This window comes from Leekyejoonella antrihumi (assembly GCF_007845645.1).
GTDB classification, from domain to species: Bacteria; Actinomycetota; Actinomycetes; order Actinomycetales; family Dermatophilaceae; genus Leekyejoonella; species Leekyejoonella antrihumi.
Window position 1 is genome coordinate 154,747 of record NZ_VCQV01000006.1, and the last position, 19,309, is coordinate 174,055.

Annotated in this window: 15 protein-coding genes; 8 read left to right on the forward strand and 7 right to left on the reverse strand. The window is 67.7% G+C overall.

Going from position 1 to position 19,309, the window contains the following annotated elements:
- Positions 1–1,713 carry a fumarate hydratase gene (locus FGL98_RS06625; protein ID WP_146315938.1) on the reverse strand — a complete coding sequence of 571 codons (1,713 nt, stop codon included), beginning with the start codon at positions 1,711–1,713 and terminating at the stop codon, positions 1–3.
- Positions 1,714–1,889: 176 nt separating this feature from the next.
- Here FGL98_RS06625 and FGL98_RS06630 point away from each other — a divergent pair, with 176 nt between their 5' ends.
- From FGL98_RS06630 to FGL98_RS06650, 5 genes are read left to right on the forward strand one after another with little or no spacing between them, the layout of a single operon-like run.
- Positions 1,890–3,245: an extracellular solute-binding protein gene (locus FGL98_RS06630; protein ID WP_246136403.1), complete on the forward strand. Its 1,356-nt coding sequence runs from the start codon at positions 1,890–1,892 to the stop codon at positions 3,243–3,245.
- Positions 3,242–4,201 (forward strand): carbohydrate ABC transporter permease, encoded by a 960-nt coding sequence (locus FGL98_RS06635; protein ID WP_146315939.1) that lies wholly within the window; start codon positions 3,242–3,244, stop codon positions 4,199–4,201. The genes FGL98_RS06630 and FGL98_RS06635 overlap by 4 nt, the downstream gene beginning before the upstream one ends.
- Before the next feature lie 2 nt (positions 4,202–4,203).
- Positions 4,204–5,064, forward strand: a complete 861-nt coding sequence (locus FGL98_RS06640) for a carbohydrate ABC transporter permease (protein WP_146315940.1) — start codon at positions 4,204–4,206, stop codon at positions 5,062–5,064.
- 55 nt (positions 5,065–5,119) lie between these two features.
- Entirely contained in the window at positions 5,120–6,391 is a 1,272-nt protein-coding gene (locus tag FGL98_RS06645; RefSeq protein ID WP_146315941.1) for an ABC transporter ATP-binding protein, read from the forward strand.
- A gap of 38 nt (positions 6,392–6,429) precedes the next feature.
- The gene (locus tag FGL98_RS06650) at positions 6,430–7,128 is read left to right on the forward strand and encodes an SDR family oxidoreductase (RefSeq protein ID WP_146315942.1); all 699 of its coding nucleotides are present in this window, start codon (positions 6,430–6,432) and stop codon (positions 7,126–7,128) included.
- Here FGL98_RS06650 and FGL98_RS06655 read toward each other — a convergent pair.
- Positions 7,125–8,048, reverse strand: coding sequence for a carbohydrate kinase family protein (locus tag FGL98_RS06655; RefSeq protein WP_146315943.1), 924 nt, complete (start codon positions 8,046–8,048; stop codon positions 7,125–7,127). The two genes, FGL98_RS06650 and FGL98_RS06655, sit on opposite strands and share 4 nt — an antisense overlap.
- Positions 8,049–8,053: 5 nt before the next feature.
- Positions 8,054–9,070 (reverse strand): class II fructose-bisphosphatase, encoded by a 1,017-nt coding sequence (gene glpX / locus FGL98_RS06660; RefSeq protein WP_146315944.1) that lies wholly within the window; start codon positions 9,068–9,070, stop codon positions 8,054–8,056.
- A gap of 128 nt (positions 9,071–9,198) precedes the next feature.
- On the opposite strand from glpX, the gene FGL98_RS06665 reads away from it, so the two are divergent.
- Entirely contained in the window at positions 9,199–9,891 is a 693-nt protein-coding gene (locus tag FGL98_RS06665) for a DUF4245 domain-containing protein (RefSeq protein ID WP_146315945.1), read from the forward strand.
- 3 nt (positions 9,892–9,894) lie between these two features.
- On the opposite strand, the gene FGL98_RS06670 is transcribed toward FGL98_RS06665, so the two are convergent.
- Both FGL98_RS06670 and xseA read right to left on the reverse strand, forming a co-directional pair.
- Entirely contained in the window at positions 9,895–10,149 is a 255-nt protein-coding gene (locus FGL98_RS06670; protein ID WP_146315946.1) for an exodeoxyribonuclease VII small subunit, read from the reverse strand.
- Positions 10,150–10,185: 36 nt separating this feature from the next.
- Positions 10,186–11,433 carry an exodeoxyribonuclease VII large subunit gene (xseA, locus tag FGL98_RS06675; RefSeq protein ID WP_146315947.1) on the reverse strand — a complete coding sequence of 416 codons (1,248 nt, stop codon included), beginning with the start codon at positions 11,431–11,433 and terminating at the stop codon, positions 10,186–10,188.
- A 107-nt stretch (positions 11,434–11,540) separates the two neighbouring features.
- On the opposite strand from xseA, the gene FGL98_RS06680 reads away from it, so the two are divergent.
- The gene (locus tag FGL98_RS06680; RefSeq protein ID WP_146315948.1) at positions 11,541–12,572 is read left to right on the forward strand and encodes a 4-hydroxy-3-methylbut-2-enyl diphosphate reductase; all 1,032 of its coding nucleotides are present in this window, start codon (positions 11,541–11,543) and stop codon (positions 12,570–12,572) included.
- 36 nt (positions 12,573–12,608) lie between these two features.
- On the opposite strand, the gene FGL98_RS06685 is transcribed toward FGL98_RS06680, so the two are convergent.
- Positions 12,609–13,829, reverse strand: a complete 1,221-nt coding sequence (locus FGL98_RS06685; RefSeq protein WP_246136404.1) for a DNA recombination protein RmuC — start codon at positions 13,827–13,829, stop codon at positions 12,609–12,611.
- 48 nt (positions 13,830–13,877) lie between these two features.
- Here FGL98_RS06685 and FGL98_RS06690 point away from each other — a divergent pair, with 48 nt between their 5' ends.
- Positions 13,878–15,398 (forward strand): hypothetical protein, encoded by a 1,521-nt coding sequence (locus FGL98_RS06690; RefSeq protein ID WP_146315949.1) that lies wholly within the window; start codon positions 13,878–13,880, stop codon positions 15,396–15,398.
- Here FGL98_RS06690 and FGL98_RS06695 read toward each other — a convergent pair.
- On the reverse strand, positions 15,349–19,269 hold the full coding sequence (locus FGL98_RS06695; protein WP_146315950.1) for an AAA and adenylate/guanylate cyclase domain-containing protein: 3,921 nt from the start codon (positions 19,267–19,269) through the stop codon (positions 15,349–15,351). The genes FGL98_RS06690 and FGL98_RS06695 overlap by 50 nt on opposite strands.
- Positions 19,270–19,309 lie beyond the last annotated feature (40 nt).

Sequence of the window (19,309 nt, forward strand, 5' to 3'; positions counted from 1 at the left end):
TCAGTTCTTCTCCTTCGTGGGGTGGATACCGGGGCGTGTGGTGATGGTGAATGCGGCGGGTTTCGCCGTGGCCGCGAAGAAGTCGTTGCCCTTGTCGTCGACGATGACGAACGCCGGGAAGTCCTCGACCTCGATCTTCCAGATCGCCTCCATCCCCAGCTCGGGGTATTCGAGCACCTCGACGGACTTGATGCAGTCCTGTGCGAGGCGGGCCGCCGGGCCGCCGATCGAGCCCAAGTAGAAACCGCCGTGTGCCTTGCACGCATCAGTGACCTGCGTGCTGCGGTTGCCCTTGGCCAGCATGACCATCGAACCGCCCGCGGCCTGGAACTCCTCGACATATGAGTCCATTCGTCCGGCCGTGGTCGGGCCGAACGAGCCGGAGGCATAACCTTCGGGTGTCTTGGCCGGGCCTGCGTAGTAGACCGCGTGCCGCTTCAGGTAGTCGGGCATCGGCTCGCCGGCGTCGAGCCGCTCCTTGATCTTCGCGTGGGCGATGTCCCGCGCGACCACCAGCGGGCCGGACAGTGACAGTCGGGTCTTGACCGGATGCTGGGTGAGCTCGGCGCAGATCTCGACCATCGAGCGGTTCAGATCGATCCGGACCACCTCGTCGGGCGCGTCGTCGTCGGCCAGCTGGGCGTGCGTGGTGTCCGGCAGGAAGCGGGCCGGGTCGGTCTCCAGCTCCTCGATGAAGACACCCTCCGACGTGATCTTGCCGAGGCACTGGCGGTCGGCGGAGCAGCTGACGGCGATCGCGACCGGCAGTGACGCTCCGTGCCGGGGGAGGCGAATGACGCGCACGTCGTGGCAGAAGTACTTGCCGCCGAACTGTGCGCCGATGCCGAAGCTGCGCGTCAGTTCGAGGACCTTCTCCTCCAGTTCGGTGTCGCGGATGCCGTGCGCGGCCATGGTGCCCTCGCGCGGCATACTGTCCAGATATTTGGCACTCGCGTATTTCGCTGTTTTGAGGGCGAATTCGGCGCTGGTGCCGCCGATCACGACGGCCAGGTGGTAGGGCGGGCACGCGGCGGTGCCGAGCGTGCGCAGCTTCTCGTCGAGGAAGCGCATCATTGCGTCCGGGCTCAGGATCGCTTTCGTCTCCTGGAAGAGGAATGACTTGTTGGCCGAGCCGCCACCCTTCGCCATGAAGAGGAACTTGTACGTGGTCTCGTGCCCGGGGATCGTGTCGGCATACAGCTCGATCTGCGCGGGCAGGTTGCTGCCGGTGTTCTTCTCCTCCCACGTGGTGATCGGCGCCATTTGCGAGTAGCGCAGGTTGAGACGGGTGTAGGCGTCGTAGACACCGTGCGCGATCGACTCCTCGTCGGTGCGCGTGCCGTCGCCGACGAGCACCTGAGCGCCCTTCTTGCCCATGACGATCGCGGTGCCGGTGTCCTGGCACATGGGCAGCACACCGGCCGCGGCGATGTTGGCGTTCTTCAGCAGGTCGAGGGCCACGAACTTGTCGTTGTTGCTGGCCTCCGCGTCGTCGATGATGCGCCGCAGCTGGGTCAGGTGGGCCGGCCGCAGGTAGTGGGCGATGTCGTGCATCGCGGTGCTGGTCAGCAGGCGCAGCGCCTCCGGGTCGACCTCCAGGAAGGTTCGCCCGCCGGGCCCCGCAACGGTGCGGACACCGTCGGAGGTGAGCTTGCGGTATGCCGTGAGGTCGGCGCCGAGCGGCAACAGGTATTCGTAGGCAAAGTCGGCCATGTGAGGTTCTCAACTCCTTGCAGGTCCAGGTGATCGCAGCGTATCGGGGGGCCGGGCAGGTGCGTCGCGCGGTCAAAGGTAACGATCTGCGACCTGCGCGAGAGTCGGCCTCGCGTTTGCGTGCAGGAGCCGTGTGGTCGGAGTAGCGTTCGGGTGACGTACATCACAGTAAGCACATGAGTTCCATCATCAGTACGGAGCGGATGTCTATGAAACGTCTCAGGTCACGGCGGCGGGCCACTGCGCTCGCGGTCTCGGTCTCGATGCTGGCCAGTGTGGGCATCGCGGCGTGCGGCAGCAGCAGCGGCGGCGGCGCCGGGCAGGCAAGTCTCACCTGGTTCATCAACCCCGACGGTGGCGGATCCAACCCGAAGGGCGGCGGACAGGCCCAACTGGCCGCCGAGTGCTCCACCAGCAAGTACAAGATCAACATCCAGCTGCTGCCCAACAGTGCGAGCGATCAGCAGACTCAGCTGCTTCGGCGGCTCGCGGCCGGCGACTCCTCGGTCGACCTGATGAGCGTCGACCCGGCATACGTGACACAGTTCGCGGCGGCCAACTACTTCGCGCCGGTGCCCGCGGCCATGGTCAAGCAGATCAAGAGCGGTGGCACGGTGCAGTCGTCTGTGACCGCCTCGACCTACAACGGCAAGATCATCGCGGTCCCGTTCTGGGCCAATACACAGGTGCTGTGGTACCGCAAGAGCGTGGCCAAGAAGGCCGGTCTGGACATGAGCAAACCGGTGACCTGGGACCAGATCATTGCGGCGGCACAGAAGACACACACGGATATCGGTGTGCAGGCAGCGCTCTACGAGGGCTATTCGGTGTGGATCAACGCGCTGGTCGCGGGGGCCGGCGGCAGCATCGTCGACAACCCCAACGCGGACTACCAGCACATCAAGATGGGCCTCAACAGTGCGGCCGGTCGCACGGCCGCACAGATCATCCGGAAGGTGTCCGACACCGGGGTCGGCGGCCCGGCCCTGTCCTCCTCGGAGGAGACGCAGGCGCTGAACCTCTTCCAGGCCGCGTCATCCAGCGGTTTCCTGGTCAACTGGCCGTATGTCTGGGCGGCGCTCAACACGCCGCCGAAGGTCCCGTGGATCAATGACGTCGGCTGGACGGAATACCCCGAGTCGGTCGCGGGCCAGCCGGCCAGGCCGCCTTTCGGTGGTATCGAGCTGGCCGTCGGCAGGAGCAGCGCGCATGTCGGTCTGGCCTATCAGGCTGCGCAGTGCATCACCAGCCCAAGTCATCAAGCGCAGTACATGATCGGCACCGGTAACCCGGCAGCGGCCAAGTCCGTCTACAACGAGCCGGCGATCAAGAAGGCGTTCCCGGGCGGTCTGGCCGCGCTCATCGTGCAGTCGCTGGACAAGGCGGCGACCCGGCCCCTGTCGCCCTACTGGGGTGACATCTCCACTGCGCTGCAGCAGCGGTTCAGCCCGCCCAACAACGTCACCTCCAAGACACCGGCCACCACGCAGCAGTTCGTTCTCAAGGTCCTGAACGGAAAGGCGTTGCTATGAGTGCAGCGGTCGAAACCGCCAAGCATGCGAGTCCGCAGAAGAGGCAGCGGGCGCACCTCACTGATCGCGCGAAGGCGGAGCGTTCGCTGGGCTGGAAGCTGGCCGGTCCCGCATTCGTGGTCATGCTGTTCGTCACCCTGTGGCCGATAGCCGACGCAGTCTGGTTGTCGTTGTTCAACTATCGACTTACGGACCCGGCGGGTAAGACGTTCGTCTGGTTCCAGAACTACATCACCGCGCTGTCCGACCCGCTGTTCTGGCAGACTTTCGTGACGACCTTCGCGATCGTGATCTTCACCCTCATCTTCGAGCTGATCTTCGGGATGGCGCTGGCGATGGTGATGCACAAGATCGTCATCCCGCGCAAGACGCTGCGGACCATCGTGCTGATCCCCTACTCGATCATCACGGTCGTCTCCGCGTTCGCCTGGACGTATGCGGTGTCCGTGTCCAGCGGATTCATGAACTACTGGCTGCACTTCATCACGGCGGGTGGGTTCCCGCTCGACTACGACTGGTTCGGCGGCCGCTGGTCGTCGCTGTTCATCATCTGCCTCTCGGAGATCTGGAAGACCACCCCGTTCATGTCCCTGCTGCTGCTGGCCGGTCTGGCGCAGGTGGACAGCTCGATGGAGGAGGCCGCCCAGGTGGACGGCGCCACCTGGTGGCAGCGGTTCTACAAGGTCGTCCTGCCCAACATGAAGGCCGCGTTGATGGTTGCGGTGCTGTTCCGCACCCTGGACGCCATCCGCATCTATGACAACCCCTACGTGATGACCGGTGGTGCGCACGAGACGACGACGTTGTCGATGCTGGTGTCCAACGAGACGATCACTCGGGTGGAGATCGGGATGGGTTCCTGTCTGTCAGTGATCTTGTTCATCATCGTGCTGATCGTGGCGGCGATATTCGTCAGAGGATTCAAAGTCGATCTCACCTCGAGCGGAGGGAACTAGCCATGGACGACAACCTCAGCACCAAGGTCAAGAGCTGGCTCGGAGTCGCGGCGATCCCGATTATCCTGTGGACCTGCGTCCCGCTGCTGTTCATCCTTGCCGAGTCACTGAAGTCGACCACGGCCCTCGGTGACCCGACGCAGAACACCTTCGGAAACTTCTGGCCGAAGGACATCAGCTGGGCGAACTACCAGCTGATCTTCACCGGCGGCGCCAAGGACCTGTTCCTGCCGGCCCTGTGGCACTCCGTCGTCGTGTGTCTTGCCTCGACGGTCATCAGCGTCGTGCTCGCGATGTTCTGTGCCTACGCCATCTCACGGCTGGACTTCCCGGGCAAGAAGGTAATCCTCACGACTGCTCTGGCCGTGTCGTTCTTCCCGGTGATCGCCATGGTGACGCCGATCTTCAACCTGTGGCGTCAGATCGGGCTGTTCGACACGATTCCCGGCCTGATCATTCCCTACCTGGCGCTGACGCTTCCGCTGTCAATCTGGATCCTGTCGGCCTTCTTCCAGCAGATTCCGTGGGAGATGGAGCAGGCGGCGCAGGTCGACGGCGCGACACACTGGCAGGCCTTCGTGAAGGTGGTCGCACCGCTGGCCGCTCCGGGGGTCTTCACGACCGCGATCATCGCGTTCTTCACCGCCTGGAACGACTTCGTCTTCTCGTTGAACCTCACCGCGCAGAACGCACGGACCGTGCCCGCGGCACTGGCGTTCTTTACCGGCGCGAGCCAGTTCACCCAGCCGACGGGGGCGATCTGTGCGGCGGCCGTCGTCGTCACCATCCCGGTGGTCATCCTGGTGCTGGTCTTCCAGAAGCGAATCGTCGCGGGCCTGACCTCTGGTGCCGTCAAGGGCTAACAGTCAGCACCTCCTACGCCGTGAATCGTCAGCGTCCCTGAACAAGGAGCAGTCAATGTCAAGCATCGAGCTCAAGAACCTCGTCAAGAAGTATGGTGACGGCTTCCCGGCCGTCAACGACGTGTCCCTGGACATCGCCGACGGTGAGTTCATGATCCTGGTGGGTCCCTCCGGTTGCGGCAAGTCGACCCTGCTGCGGATGATCGTCGGTCTGGAGGACATCACCAGCGGCGACCTGCTGATCGGCGACAAGCGCGTCAACGACCTGGCGCCGCGCGACAGGCATCTGGCCATGGTGTTCCAGAACTACGCGCTGTATCCGCACCTCACCGTCTTCGACAACATCGCGTTCCCGCTACGACTCTCCAAAGGCAAGCACACCGAGGAGGAGATCAAGGCCAAGGTCCACGACGCGGCGGGCATGCTCGAGCTCGAGGAGCATCTCGACCGCAAGCCGGCCAACCTCTCCGGTGGCCAGCGGCAGCGGGTGGCCATGGGCCGAGCGATCGTGCGTGACGCGGACGCGTTCCTCTTTGACGAGCCGCTGTCCAACCTGGACGCCAAGCTGCGTGGGCAGATGCGCACCGAGATCGCCCGGATGCAGCGCCGGCTGGGCGTGACGACGGTGTACGTCACGCACGACCAGACCGAGGCGATGACTCTGGGCGACCGGGTGGCGGTGCTCAAGAAGGGCATCTTGCAGCAGTGCGCCTCGCCGCGTGAGCTCTACGACCAGCCGGTGAACCTCTTCGTGGCCGGCTTCATCGGGTCGCCTCCGATGAACTTCCTGCCGGCACGAGTCGAGGGCAGCACGCTGAAGCTGCCGTTTGCCGATGTGCCGGTGACCGGCGAGTTGGCCCAGAGGGTCAGCGGTCTCGAGGTGGTCATCGCGGGCCTGCGACCGGAATACATCAAGGACGCCACGCTCGGGGACCAGCCGCAGGGCGCCGCAACCTTCAGCGCCGTCGTCGACCAGACCGAGTGGCTCGGCAATGAGCAGTACGCCTACATACCGTTCGAGACCGACCCGAGTGTGCACGCGCAGCTCGAGGAGTTGGAGCGTGACCTGGACGGTGAGGGGATGCGCACCCAGATGATCGTCAATCTGGATGCTCGTTCTCGGGTGCTCGAAGGCGATGACACACCGCTGTTCTTCAGCCCGGCGGACATGCACGTCTTCGATCCGAACACGGGCGAGAACCTCACGCGTGACGAGGCAAAGGCAAACCAGATCGCCCAGGACAGCGAGGAGCAGCGCAAGGCCGCGCTGAAGCGTGCCAAGGCGCGCGAGGTGCGCCAGGCGCAGGACGCGTCGAAGGCCTCCTGACCCAGGCACCGCCTTCGAGGTTGTCTAGTCTGAGAGGTATGTCTGACGATGCAGGGCTGCCCGTTGTCCTTGTCACCGGTGCCAACCGAGGGATCGGTCGTGCCGTTGCCGTCGATCTGGCGACGGACCATCGCCTGCTGATCGGCGGCCGTGACGCCGACGAGGTGCAGCAGGTATGTGCCCAGTTGTCATCGGCGCAGCCGTTCGTTGCCGACCTGGCCGATGAACAGGCCACCGCACGGGCTGCGGGCAGTGTGCAGCGCGTCGATGCGGTGGTGCATTCGGCGGGGATGCTCGGCAGCGGTCTGGCAGGCGACCTGAGTCGCACCGACTGGCGACGAGTGCTGGAGCTGAACGTGATCGCGGTCGCCGACCTGACGCGACTGCTGCTCCCGCAGCTGCGCGAGAGGAAGGGCACCGTCGTCTTGATCAACTCCGGTTCAGGGTTAAGCTCGACCGCAGGGGGAGGCCTCTACGCGGCCTCGAAGTTTGCGCTGCGGGCGTATGCCGATGCGTTGCGCGAGGAGGAACGCGCTCATGGCGTGCGGGTGTCGTCGATCCATCCCGGACGGGTGGCCACCGACATGCAGCAGGAGCTCAACAACTTCGAGGGCCGGGACTATGACGAGTCGCGTTATCTGACACCGGAGTCCGTCGCAGCCGCCGTCCGTCTGGCGATCACCGCCCCGCGTGGCGCGACTGTCGAGATGCTTTCGGTCCGCCCAGGGCCGAACTAGGCCAGCTCAGATCGGGACGGCGGCTGGGCTCCGGCCCGCGAGACGGTGATCGCGGAGGCATCGATGGCGCGCTGCACCGCGGGCAGCACCGCGCCCGCGTCCGCGGACAACAGGCGTTGCCGCGCCTCGACTCCACCCAGCAGGCCCGCATCCAGCAGCCCCGAGATCAGGCCGGACTGGAACGAGTCGCCGGCTCCCACCGTGTCCACGAGTTCCACTGTGCGTCCGGGCAGCTCGATCGTCTCACCGGTAGCGGTGAGGTGGACCAGGGCGCCGTTGCCGCCTCGGGTGGCCACCACGACGGACGGCCCGAGTCGTGCCCACAGCGGCAGGATCTGATCCACCGGTGCGGCACCGCCGTAGAGCCAGCTGATGTCTTCGTCACTGGCCTTGACGACATCGGCCAGACCGATGAGCTGCTCCAGCACCGCGCGGTTGTCGGCGGCGGAGCCGATCAGGGTGGGCCGCACGTTGGGATCGAAGGAGGTTGTGGCCTGCGCGCGCGCGCTGAGCATCCAGTCACGCACCCGCTCCGCGCCCGGTTGCAGCGCCGCGGCGATCGACCCCGTGTGGAAGTGGTCGAAGTCCGTCGGCATGCGATAGGGAAGATCCCACATGAGATCGAACTCGTAGGTTGCAGAGCTGTCTTCGTCGAGCGTGGCAGTTGCCGTAGGCGTGTGGTCGGCGGTCGTGCTGCCGGTCGTGAGTGCCACCCCGTCCACCCGCAGGTGGTCCAGGATGGCTTGTCCGTGCGCATCCCGCGCGAGGTAGGTCGACAGTTCGACAGGATGCCCCAGGCGGGCCAGGCCGACGGCGACGTTCAGCGGACTGCCCCCGACGTGCTCCGCCGGGGGAAGCCCCGGACGGTGCACGATGTCGACCAGTGACTCGCCGACGACCAGAGTGCGTGCGGTGCCCACCTCGTCTACTGCTCGAAGTCGACCGCGCTGTACTCGCGCAGCTTGGACAGTTGGTGGTGCCCGTCGATCAGCCGAATCGTCCCGCTCTTGGACCGCATGACCAGTGACTGGGTCGTGCAACCGCCGGCGCGGTAGCGGACGCCCTTGAGCAGCTCACCGTCGGTGATCCCAGTGGCGACGAAGAAGCAGTTGTTGCCCTTCACGAGATCGTCGGTGGACAAGATGGCGTCGACGTCCAGGCCCGCGTCGATGGCCTTCTGCCTCTCGTCGTCGTCGCGCGGCTCGAGCTTGCCCTGGATGGTGCCGCCGAGGCACTTCATGGCGCAGGCGCTGATGATGCCCTCGGGGGTGCCGCCGATGCCGAGCAGTAGGTCGATGCCCGTATCGGGTCGGGCCGCCATGATCGAGCCGGCGACGTCACCGTCATAGATGTAGCGGATCCGTGCGCCGGTGTCCCGGATCTGCGCGGCCAGGCCCTCGTGGCGTGGGCGGTCCAGCAGGACCACGGTGACGTCCGACGGATGGGAGTGCTTCGCCTTGGCCACGCGCCGAATGTTCTCGGCGACCGGCAGGCGGATGTCCACGACGTCGGCGGCTTCTGGACCCACGGCCAGCTTGTCCATGTAAAACACGGCACTCGGGTCGTACATCGAGCCGCGCTCGCTGACCGCCATGACGGAGACGGCGTTGCTCATGCCCTTGGAGGTCAGGGTCGTGCCGTCGATCGGGTCGACGGCCACGTCGACCTCGGCGCCCGTGCCGTCACCGACGTGCTCACCGTTGAAGAGCATCGGGGCCTTGTCCTTCTCGCCCTCACCGATGACGACGACGCCGTCCATGGCGACCGACGAGATGAGCATGCGCATGGCCTCCACGGCGGCCCCATCCGCGGCGTTCTTGTCACCGCGGCCCACCCAGCGTCCGCCGGCCATGGCGGCGGCCTCGGTGACTCGAACGAGTTCCAGGGCCAGGTTCCGGTCGGGCACCTCGGGCGTGCGCTGTGCTGCAGATTCGGTGGACATGGATCTCCTTCGTTGCAGGAGCCGCGGGTGGCCCCCGGCGGCGGTGGGCAGCTGCCTGTGGACCCGACTCTATCGGTCGTGGGCAGCCCAGGTGACGGCCCGCGAGGCCGGTCAGGGACCATAGGGGGGTGAGTGACCAGAGCTCGGCCATGCCGTCGTCGACGCCGCACCGTCCCGCGGACGCCCCGGGTCAGGCTGTGGACGGCGCGGCGGCACCGACCGAGGCCGAGCAGGCACCGACGCCGCCGACGCGGCGGGGGATGAGCGGCACGGTCAAGAGCATGATCATCTCCATGATCGTGGTCCTGGGGGCGTGCCTCATCTGGATCGCCATGGTGCCCCGGGTCAGCTCGGTCAGCACGCCGGTCACGGATCTGCCGGGACTCGTGCGTGAGACGGTCCGGTCGCAGCACTGGGACGTGGCCGTTGCCGACGGACTGCCGTCCGGATGGGAGCCGACGAACGTTCTCCTGTTGACGCCCGCCGGTCGCCCGGTGACCTGGCAGGCGGGCTACCAGGGCCCGAACAATGCCTACGCCGCGGTGCTGCAGACCCGAAACGGCGACGCCGCCTGGCGCAGCGATCAGACCAGTAACGGCAGCCGGGCGGGCACGGTGACGATCGCCGGCGTGACCTGGACGAAGTATCAGCAGTCATCGAACAGCCAGCTCAGCCTGGTGCGGTCGACACCCGTCGGCGGACTGTCGACGGTGGTCACGGGCACGACCGACTGGGCTCAGCTGAAGATGTTCGCCGCGGCCCTGGTGCCATTCAGCCAGAGCACCGAGGCAAGGCTCCCGACGGCGACCGTCGCGCCGTAGGCGTCACTCGCCGTCGGCCGTATCCGCATCGGTCATCTGGGCAATCCGCTGCTGCGCGCCATCCAGCCAGGACTCGCAGTGCGCTGCCAGCGCCTCCCCGCGCTCCCAGAGCCGCATGCTGTCCTCCAAGGTGGCGCCGCCACTCTCCAGCCGCGTCACGATGGATGCGAGTTCGTCGCGAGCGGCCTCATACCCCAGCTGAGCGATGTCGCTGTTCGCGTCGTCGGGTGCGTCGGTCGAGGTGGATGCTGTTGCCATCTGCCCACCCTAGGCGGGTCCGCGCGGGCGGAGAAGTCAGTGGGGTGGCTCGCTGACCGGGCGGACGCCGAAGTCGCCCGAGGCCACCGTGACGTGCAGCAACTCGTCCACCGCAACCTGGGCGGGGTCGGTGATGATGGCGCCGTCGATGTCGCGCACCACGGCATATCCCCGCTCGAGCGTCTGCAGGGGGGACAGCGATCGCACCTGCCCTCGCAGGTGCCCGACCTGGTCCCGCGCGCGGCCGAGGCGATCGGTCATGCGGTAGGTCGCGCGTTCACGCAGGCGAGTGACGTCGGCGCGGCGTGCATCGACCATCACCTCGGGCCGGATCAGCACGGGCCGGGTCCGCAGCGCCTCCAGGTGCCGGCGCTCGACGGTGACCCGATGCTGCAGCGCACGGGCACCGCCGCCCCGCATCGCGCGCAGCTGGGAGGTCTCCTCGGCAAGGCTGGGCACGATGGCCTTGGCCGCATCCGTCGGGGTCGACGCGCGCAGGTCGGCGACGAAGTCCAGCAGCGGGGTGTCGACGTCATGGCCGATCGCGCTGACGACCGGGGTAAGCGCCTGTGCGACGGCGCGCACCAGCGCCTCGTTGCTGAACGGCAACAGGTCCTCCAGCGATCCGCCGCCGCGGCTGATGACGATGACGTCGACGGTGCGGTCTGCGTCGAGCTCCTGCAGGGCGCGGGTCACCTCGGCGACGGCGCCGGGACCTTGCACTGCCACCTGGCGGATCGCGAACGTTGCGGCCGGCCACCGGCGGCGCGCGTTCTCGACGACGTCCTTCTCGGCCGCGCTCGCTCGGCCGACGATCAGACCGATCGTGCCCGGCAGGAAGGGCAGGCGCCGTTTGCGGCTCTGGTCGAAGAGTCCCTCGCTGCGCAGCACCGTCTTGAGGTGCTCGAGTCGCGCCAGCAGGTCGCCGACGCCCACCGCCTTCATCTGACGGGCTTGCAGGTGGAGGCTGCCGCGCTTGGTCCAGAACGTCGGCTTGGCCTGCACGACCACCCGCGCACCCTCACGCACGGCGGGCCCCATTGCGTTCAGCGTGTTGACGTGCACGGTGACCGAGAAAGACATGTCGACCTCGGTGTCCCGCAGCGTCAGGTAGCAGGTCGGGGCGCCCGGCCGGCGGTTGAGCTGCACGATCTGACCCTCGACCCACAGCGGAGACATGCGGTCGATGTAGTCGCCGACCTTCATCGACAGGGTGCGGACCGGCCACGGGGACTCCGGGGTCGTGTCGGCGGCCTTATCGGGTAGGGATGCGGTCACGGCCATCAGCCTAGGGGTCGCTGCCCACCTCCGGCGGCTATGGCACCCGTCGGCGGCGCCGAGTGGTGCGGTGGGGGCAAAGGACGCGTCGAACCGGGACGTAGCATGAACGTATGAGTGACACGACGACGTCCGCGGAGCCCACGGCACCAGCTAAGCGGGTCCTGCTGGCCGCGCCGCGTGGCTACTGCGCGGGTGTGGACCGCGCAGTTGTCACCGTCGAGAAGGCCCTCGATCTGTACGGCCCACCGGTCTATGTCCGCAAGCAGATTGTGCACAACAAGCACGTGGTGACGACGCTGGAGAAGCGCGGCGCGATCTTCGTGGACGAGACCGACGAGGTGCCCGAGGGCGCCACGGTGATCTTCTCGGCGCACGGCGTCGCGCCGTCGGTGCACCAGGAGGCCCAGACCCGCCGCCTCAAGACTATTGATGCGACCTGCCCGCTGGTGACCAAGGTGCACCGCGAGGCCAAGCGGTTCGCCTCCGATGAGTTCGACATCCTGCTGATCGGGCACGAGGGGCACGAGGAGGTCGTCGGCACCTCCGGTGAGGCTCCTGAGAACATCACGCTCGTGCAGGGGCCCGAGCACGTCGACGAGGTGGAGGTCCGCGACCCCGACAAGGTGGTTTGGCTGTCCCAGACCACGCTGTCGGTCGACGAGACCATGGAAACCGTGCGACGGCTGCGTGAGCGGTTCCCCAACCTGCAGGACCCGCCATCGGACGACATCTGCTACGCCACCCAGAACCGGCAGCTGGCCGTCAAGCAGATGGCGCCCAAGACCGACCTGATGATCGTGGTCGGCAGCCGCAACTCGTCCAACTCCGTGCGACTGGTCGAGGTCGCCATCGAGCACGGTGCCCGCGCCGGGCACTTGGTGGACTACGCCGACGAGATCGACGAGTCGTGGCTGGACGGCGTGGCCACCGTGGGAGTGACCTCGGGCGCCTCCGTGCCGGAGGTGCTGGTGCGCGACGTGCTGGACTACCTGGCGAGGCGCGGATATCAGGACGTCGAGGCCGTCACGGCAGCCGAGGAGAGTCTGCTCTTCGCGCTGCCGACCGACCTGCGGCGCGACCTGAAGGCGCGCGACGGGGCCGAGGCGACCCAGGTCCGGCATGACGCTGGATCGCTGCGCTGAGCGCAGCGGGCGGTCGCTGACGTCCGTGACCGCTGGCTAGGCCGTACCTGTCCCTCCGCGCCGGTCGGCAGCGTGCGGCCGGTCGACCCGCAGGTCCAGCTGCGGGCGTGCGACGTCCTCGTCCAGCGCCTCGAGCAGTTCGGCTGCGGTGAGCGGGCGTGGGGCAGCGTCAACGGGAGTCAACACCGGCGGGGCGTCGGTGGCCATACCGAGCTCATGCATCTTGCGCGAGGTCACCAGGACCCGATTCTCGAGGGTGCCGACCATCAGATTGTAGGACTCCACCGACTTGCGGAGCGAGGCGCCGAGCGCCGTGGTGTGCTTGCCGAGCGTCGCCAGCCGCTCGTAGAGTGTGCGGCCGAGGTCGAGCAGCTCACGAGCGCCGGAGTTGAGATTGTCCTGTTGCCAGGCGAATGTGGTCGATCGCAGGAGGGCGAGCAGCGTGCTGGGGGAGGCGAGCACGACATTGCGGGACATGGCGCGGTCCAGCAGCGACGGGTCCGATCGCAGCGCGGAACCCAGGATCGCATCGGCGGGCAGGAAGCAGACGACCAGCTGGGGCGACTGCTCGAACGCGCTCCAGTAGTCCTTGCCTCCAAGGGCGTCGATGTGGCGCACGAGGGCGCTCGCGTGCTCGGCGAGCAGCGCCGTCTGGTCCTGTGGCCGCAGGTCGTCGGCCTGTGCTGCGAGGAACTTGCTCAGGGGTGCCTTGCTGTCGATGACCAGCACCTTCGCACCGGGCAGCCGCACCACCACGTCCGGGCGCACCGTCGCCTGGTGTCGGCTGATTGCGGTGACCTGCTCGTCGAAGTCGCAGTGCGGCAGCATCCCCGAGTGCTCCAGGATTCGGCGCAGCTGCATCTCTCCCCAGGTGCCCCGCGCACTGGAAGAGCGCAGCGCACCGGCCAGCTGAGAGGTCTCGTGCTGCAGCACCGCGGTGGACCGGCCGACCTCCTGCAGGCGGGCGCCCAGCTCACCGAACTGCTCGACCCGGTCCCGCTCCAGCACGGCGACTTGTCGTTCGACCCGCTGCAGTGCGGCGCCAAGGGGTGCCAGCACGGAGGCGGTCTGTCGGTCGTCGCCGACGGCGGCCTCGAGATCCACGACGCGCTCGCGCAGCAGGTTGCGCTCGGTCGAGACGGATGCCGCGCGCACGGCATACGCCGTGCGCAGCACCAGCCAGGTGGCGAGCGCGCCGAGGACGAGGCCGATGAGGACGCCGATCAGGATCTGCATACGGGTCACTGTGACAGGCACCACCGACAGCATCCCGAGCCGGAATAATGCCGACGGCGGACTTCGGACGTGCCAAACTCAGAAATCGGGGTTGTACAGATCGACCGGCATCTCGCGGACGGGCACGCAATGAACAATCACCGAATCATGTGGCGGCCGTTTCTCGATCGTCCCCGGCACCCCCATCGACCGGCTCGGACCGTCATCGCGATCGCGGTCTCGAGCCTGATGGTCGCCGCCGGAATGCTGTCGCTACCGGGCAGGGCGTGGGCGGACACCACGTCCACCGTGACCATCGCGACCACCGTCAATGGCGTTGTCGGTGGGTCGGCCACCCCCGGAGCAACGACGTCGGTCTCCTTCGCGGTGACCAATGACGCCAGTAGCCCCGACCTGCACGCCTTCGCGATCACGGTTCCGCTCGGCGCGACCGACGTGACTGCGACGGGTGTCACGGGCTGGACCCAGCACGTCGTCACGTGCACGACGGACCAGGAGTGCAGCGCCAAACTCCAGATGTCTGGGGGGTCGCTGGCCGCGGGCGAAACCGTCACAGTGGGCTTGAGTTTCACCGCGCCCACCAGCCCCGGCACGCTGACATTCGGGTTCTCCGGCGGCACGGACTTCGACGGGGACGGCGACGATCCCTTCACCGCCTCAGGGGGTAACCCGACCATCCAGGTGGTGGCCGCGGTTCCCATGTCGTTGTCCATCACGAGTGTGGCCGACACGTCGCAGAATCCTCCGCTGCCCTCTCCCGCAGCAAATCAGCCGTTCGCCGTGTCGTTCACCGTCAACGACCAGTTCGGTAACGTGGCCACGACGCCGGTGCTTGTCACCCTGACTGCGGTCAACCCGGCGTCGGGCGCATCGTTGACGTCCACGGCGGTCACGTCTTCCAATGGGACGGGTGTCATCACCGCGACCTACTCGCAGGCGCAGAGCGGACTGCAACTGCAGGTCGGTTCGCCCGGCCTGACCCCCGGGACCGCGACCGTCGACGTCGTCACGGCGGGTGTCTCGGGCACTGGCAGTCCCGGAACGCTCAGCGTGGCCAACACGACGGCCACCCTGTCGGCCGGCTCGGTGGGACCGGAGTTCCTGACGGTGGAGCCGTGCAGCACGACCGACTCGACGTGCCCGGCGGGCTCCGAGGCTTCACTGCAAGGCGTGTTCACGCAGGCGAACGGGACCGAGCTCTACTCGGATGCGAAGCCGGCGACGATGACGTGGGCCTGCAGCGACCAGGTCTGCCCGACCCCTTGGCTGAAGGGTGTCACGTGGCCCTGGTTCCTGCCCTACACGAATATAGATCGGATCATAGACTTCAGCAGGTATCCGATCTATGTGTCCCTGGAGGTGAACGGCGTCGACACGCCGTTCGCGCGCGCCCCGTCCTGTGAGGATCTGTACAACTGGCGCGACTTCGGTCGGACCGGCGTGATCGAGAGTGCTGCCGCCAAGGCTGCCGGGTTCTGCGTGGACGTGTATGCCATGAGTCGGGCCGGTGAGGGTGGCAGGCAGTCGGCGACCGGAGCGCTTACGACACCGGTGCTGTTCGTCCAGGACCCGAAGCTGCGGGGGAATTGACCGCGGAAGGCGGGTCCGAGCCCTCCAGCAGGTAGCGACCCACGCGCACATAGCCGAGCTCGGCGAACATCGTGGTGCTGCGCTCGTCGAGCTCGCCGGCGCTCGCGAGGTCGCCGCGCCGCCGCGCGAGCCGAGCCAGCTCGGCGACGATGAACCCCAGCTCCACCCGATTGAGCGACTGCGCAAGGTCCATCGCCTCACCCAGGATGGTCTCGGCCTCGTCCAGTCGGCCGACGTCGCACAGTCCGGCGCCCTCCAGGCGCAGCAGCCACGGCAGCAGCTGTCCGGCATCCAGGGAATCCGCCCGTCGGGCTGCCTCCCGTGCGAGCCTCGCCGCTGCGCCGCCCTGCCCGTCGGCCAGCAGCGCGAAGGCGATCGAGGCATCGGTCTCCAGGACCTCGGCGGTCTCGCCGAGCTGCACCAGCTGGGCCCGTGCCGCATCGAGCAGCCGGCGGCCCTCATCGTGCCGGCCGACGAGCACGGTCGCCAGGCCCAGCGCGCGTCGGGCCGCCGCGTGAAAGTCCGCGATGTCCAAGGCCTCCAGCTGCGGGACCAGGGGGCGCAGCACCGCCGCCGCCTCGTCGACCCGCCCGAGTCGCAACAGCACATCGCCGATGTTGTAGGTGCTGGCTGCGGCGCCGGCGGTGTCACCGGCCGCGGTGGCCACCGTCTCCGCGCGGCGGAACAACTCCAGCGCCTCGACGCCTAGCCCCTGGATCCAGGACAGCACAGCGATGTTGTTCAGCGCCCGGGACTGCCCGGTGCGATCGCCCAGCTGCTCATAGAGCTCCAGCGCGAGCCGCCCATAGGGGCGGTCCGACGGCATCCCGAGCATCGACATTGCGCCGTGGACGGCCTCCAGCGCCACCGCCCGGGCCGCGGCGTCGCCCGACTGCTCCGCATGCTGCTCCGCCTTGCGAGCCCAGGAGAGGGCCGCACGATAGCGACCCTGGTTCTCCCGCACGACGGCGTAGGCGCCCTCCAACCGGCTACGGATGATCAGCGCCTCGGTCGAGGTGGCATCGTCCAGTAGGCGTAGTCCCCGGCTGAGGGTGGACAGAGCGACCGAGTGCCGGCCCATCCGGCGCAGCGCATCCGCCTCGTACTCGAGCAGCTGTGCGGCTGCGACGGGGGCATCGTGCAGTCGCTTGCGCCCTGCCCGGAAGGCATCCAGCGCCTGCCGCTGCTTGCCCACCCGGAAGCGCGCCTGACCCACTGAGGTGTTGACCTCGACGAGCTCGGCGTCTGGGATATCCGGCAGCCAGCGAGCCGCTCGCAGCGCTCGGGTGAGCAGCTCGTCGGTCTCGGCAAACGCATACTTGGCGCTGGCCCGGTCACCCGCGATCCGTGAGTAGCGCCATGCCTTGTCTCGTCTGTCCGCATGAAAATAATGCAGCGACAGCAGTTCTGCCACCTCCGCCGGATCCGTTGCGGACGACTCGAGGAACTCTCCCGCCTTGCCGTGCAGCAGCCGCCGGCTGCGGTACGGCAGGCCCTCATACGCCGTGTCCCGGATCATCTGGTGCTCGAACGTATAACGGTCGATGCCATCCCGACGGACGAACGAGGCCAGGCCGTCGAGCGGCGTGTGTCGGTCGAAGACACCGCCGTCATCAACCAGCGCGTGCAGCTGCGGCAAGGTGAAGCGCATGCCGAGCACCGACGCGAAGCGCAGCAGGGCCCGGCCGTTCGGGTCCAGTCGGTCGATCTGGCTGGTGATCAGGGCCTCGATCGTGTCCGGCAGGGTGTTCAGCGATGCGCCGTGGTGAACCGCCTGCGCCAGGCTGGTCAGGTACATCGGGTTGCCGTCGGCTCGCTCTGCCAAAGCCGCGGCGTCGGCCAAGCGCAGCGGTGTGTCGGCGAACAGCTGCTCGACCAGGGTGGCTGCGGCGCGCGAGTCCAGGGCTCTCAGCGCGAGCGTGGTGACGGGGTAGGCCGTGGAGGGATGGAAGCCGTCTGCCGCCTCGCGGCGAGTGAGCATGACCAGCCACGGCAGATCCGCGACCCTGCGACACAGCGCCTCCAGCAGCTCCGCCGACGCTTCGTCCATCAGATGCACCTCGCCGAAGCCCAGGACGCTCGGCCCGGTGAGCACCGTGGCGAGGAACTCGCATACGACCTCGGTCAGGCGACTCCGGCGGAAGCGGTCCTCGAGGGTGTCCACCTCCGGGGTCGTCGGCAGCTGGAGGTCGAGCACCACGCCGATCAACGGGATCCACGGTGCCAGAGTCGGGCTGGACTCGTCCACCACTCGCTGGAGGGCCGACGCGAGCGCCGGGGCGGCGGCGTCGTCGTCGACGCCGAGGACTCGCCGCATCAGCATACGGAAGGGTGCGTAGGCGGTGCTGGTCCCGTAGATCTCGCACAGACAGGTGTATACCGGTCCGTCGGCCTCCGCGAGCAGCTCGTCGGCCAGCCGGGTCTTGCCGATTCCCGGATCACCGACGAGGTCCACCACGACCCCTTGACCCGCACGGCTGTCGGCCAGGGCCGACCGCAGAACGGCCATCTCCTCCTCCCGGCCGACCAGGTCGCCGGCGGACGTATCGAGGACCGTGCCGAGGATACGTCCGAGCCGGACGGCGCTGATCGGCTCGGTCTTGCCCTTGACGAGAAACGGCGGCAGCGCCTCGGTGTCGAACCGGGTGGTGGAGTGGTCCAGCATGACGGTCGTGGCGACTGCCTGACCCGGCCGTGCCTGGCCGAGTAGCCGGGCGGCGAGGTTGACCGCATCGCCCTTGACCGAGTAGGTGCGCCGGAACGGGGGCCCGAAGTCGCCTGCGAACACCTGGCCGCGGTTCACCCCGACCCGAATCGGCAGGATGCCGCGCTGCTCGACGATCTCCCGCACGGTGCGGAGCATCCGATCGTCGTCCTTCTCGGTGCCGGTTGGCGCACCGGCGGTCAGCATGACCTTGCCGCCGTCGTTGTTGATGTCGGACTCGAAGAACGTCACGTTGTGCCGCTGCACGGACCGCTGCACGGTGCGGATGCACTCGTCGAGTCCGGCTGCCAGCGCATCCGGCCCCTGGTCGCAGAGCAGCCGGTCCGTGCCGGAGAACTGCACGAACGCGACGGCGATCTGCCGGTGCACCATCTGGCGCTGCGCGGTCCGACCGGTGCCGACCCGCTCGACGATGTCCAGCAGGTGTGCCCGGATCGCCGGTGACAGCAGCTGCGCCAGGTCCTCGACAGCCGGCGGCGCCATGCGGGCAGGGTCGGCGACCGCTGGTGCCTCCGGCAGCAAAGGCTCCGCGATGAGCAGCCGCGCCGGGCCTTTCGACTCGCCGAGCGCAGCGGGATCCAGCAGTGCCGCGGTCTGGGCGCTCAGCGCGATCTCGTCGGCATCGGCCAGTGCCTCGAGGTCCGCAGTCGTGCTGGCGGCCGGTCCACTGACGAGCAGCTCGCGGTGCACCTCAGGGTCGCCGACGAGCGCGAAGTAGAAGGAGTCGCTGTGTATCCCGACGGACATACGCAGCGGGATGTGGCTGCTACCTATGCGGATCCGGCCGATTCGCCGCATCCGGGCACGCATCCGGAAGGCCGCCCTGGCCGCGCGCGGCGCGTGCGCTTCGCCGCGGAAGAGCAGCAGGACCGCGTCGCCGCCCCACTTGACCAGGTCGCCGCCGTCACGGTAGGCGATCGCCAGGAGGTCGGTGAAGGTGGAGTCCAGGATGTCGCTGATCTCCTCGGCGCCCACCTTGCCGTGCCGCGCGAGCCGTTCGGTCAGTGTGGTGAACCCGGAGATGTCGACGAACGCCAGTGACCCGGCCACCTCCCGCCAGAGCGCGTCAGGTGTCTCTGTCAGCCAGGACGCAGCCAGACCGGCGACATAGGGCTCCAGCGCGGCGTTGGTCGATGAACCGTTCATCCATCCTCGCTTCCTTCGACCACGAGGCCGGCCGGAGCGG

Excerpts from the sequence above, each read along its gene's own strand:
- FGL98_RS06625 (WP_146315938.1), bottom strand. The coding sequence starts at position 1,713 with ATGGCCGACTTTGCCTACGAATACCTGTTGCCGCTCGGCGCCGACCTC.
- FGL98_RS06630 (WP_246136403.1), top strand. The coding sequence starts at position 1,890 with ATGAGTTCCATCATCAGTACGGAGCGGATGTCTATGAAACGTCTCAGG.
- FGL98_RS06635 (WP_146315939.1), top strand. The coding sequence starts at position 3,242 with ATGAGTGCAGCGGTCGAAACCGCCAAGCATGCGAGTCCGCAGAAGAGG.
- FGL98_RS06640 (WP_146315940.1), top strand. The coding sequence starts at position 4,204 with ATGGACGACAACCTCAGCACCAAGGTCAAGAGCTGGCTCGGAGTCGCG.
- FGL98_RS06645 (WP_146315941.1), top strand. The coding sequence starts at position 5,120 with ATGTCAAGCATCGAGCTCAAGAACCTCGTCAAGAAGTATGGTGACGGC.
- FGL98_RS06650 (WP_146315942.1), top strand. The coding sequence starts at position 6,430 with ATGTCTGACGATGCAGGGCTGCCCGTTGTCCTTGTCACCGGTGCCAAC.
- glpX (WP_146315944.1), bottom strand. The coding sequence starts at position 9,070 with ATGTCCACCGAATCTGCAGCACAGCGCACGCCCGAGGTGCCCGACCGG.
- FGL98_RS06670 (WP_146315946.1), bottom strand. The coding sequence starts at position 10,149 with ATGGCAACAGCATCCACCTCGACCGACGCACCCGACGACGCGAACAGC.
- xseA (WP_146315947.1), bottom strand. The coding sequence starts at position 11,433 with ATGGCCGTGACCGCATCCCTACCCGATAAGGCCGCCGACACGACCCCG.
- FGL98_RS06680 (WP_146315948.1), top strand. The coding sequence starts at position 11,541 with ATGAGTGACACGACGACGTCCGCGGAGCCCACGGCACCAGCTAAGCGG.
- FGL98_RS06695 (WP_146315950.1), bottom strand. The coding sequence starts at position 19,269 with ATGAACGGTTCATCGACCAACGCCGCGCTGGAGCCCTATGTCGCCGGT.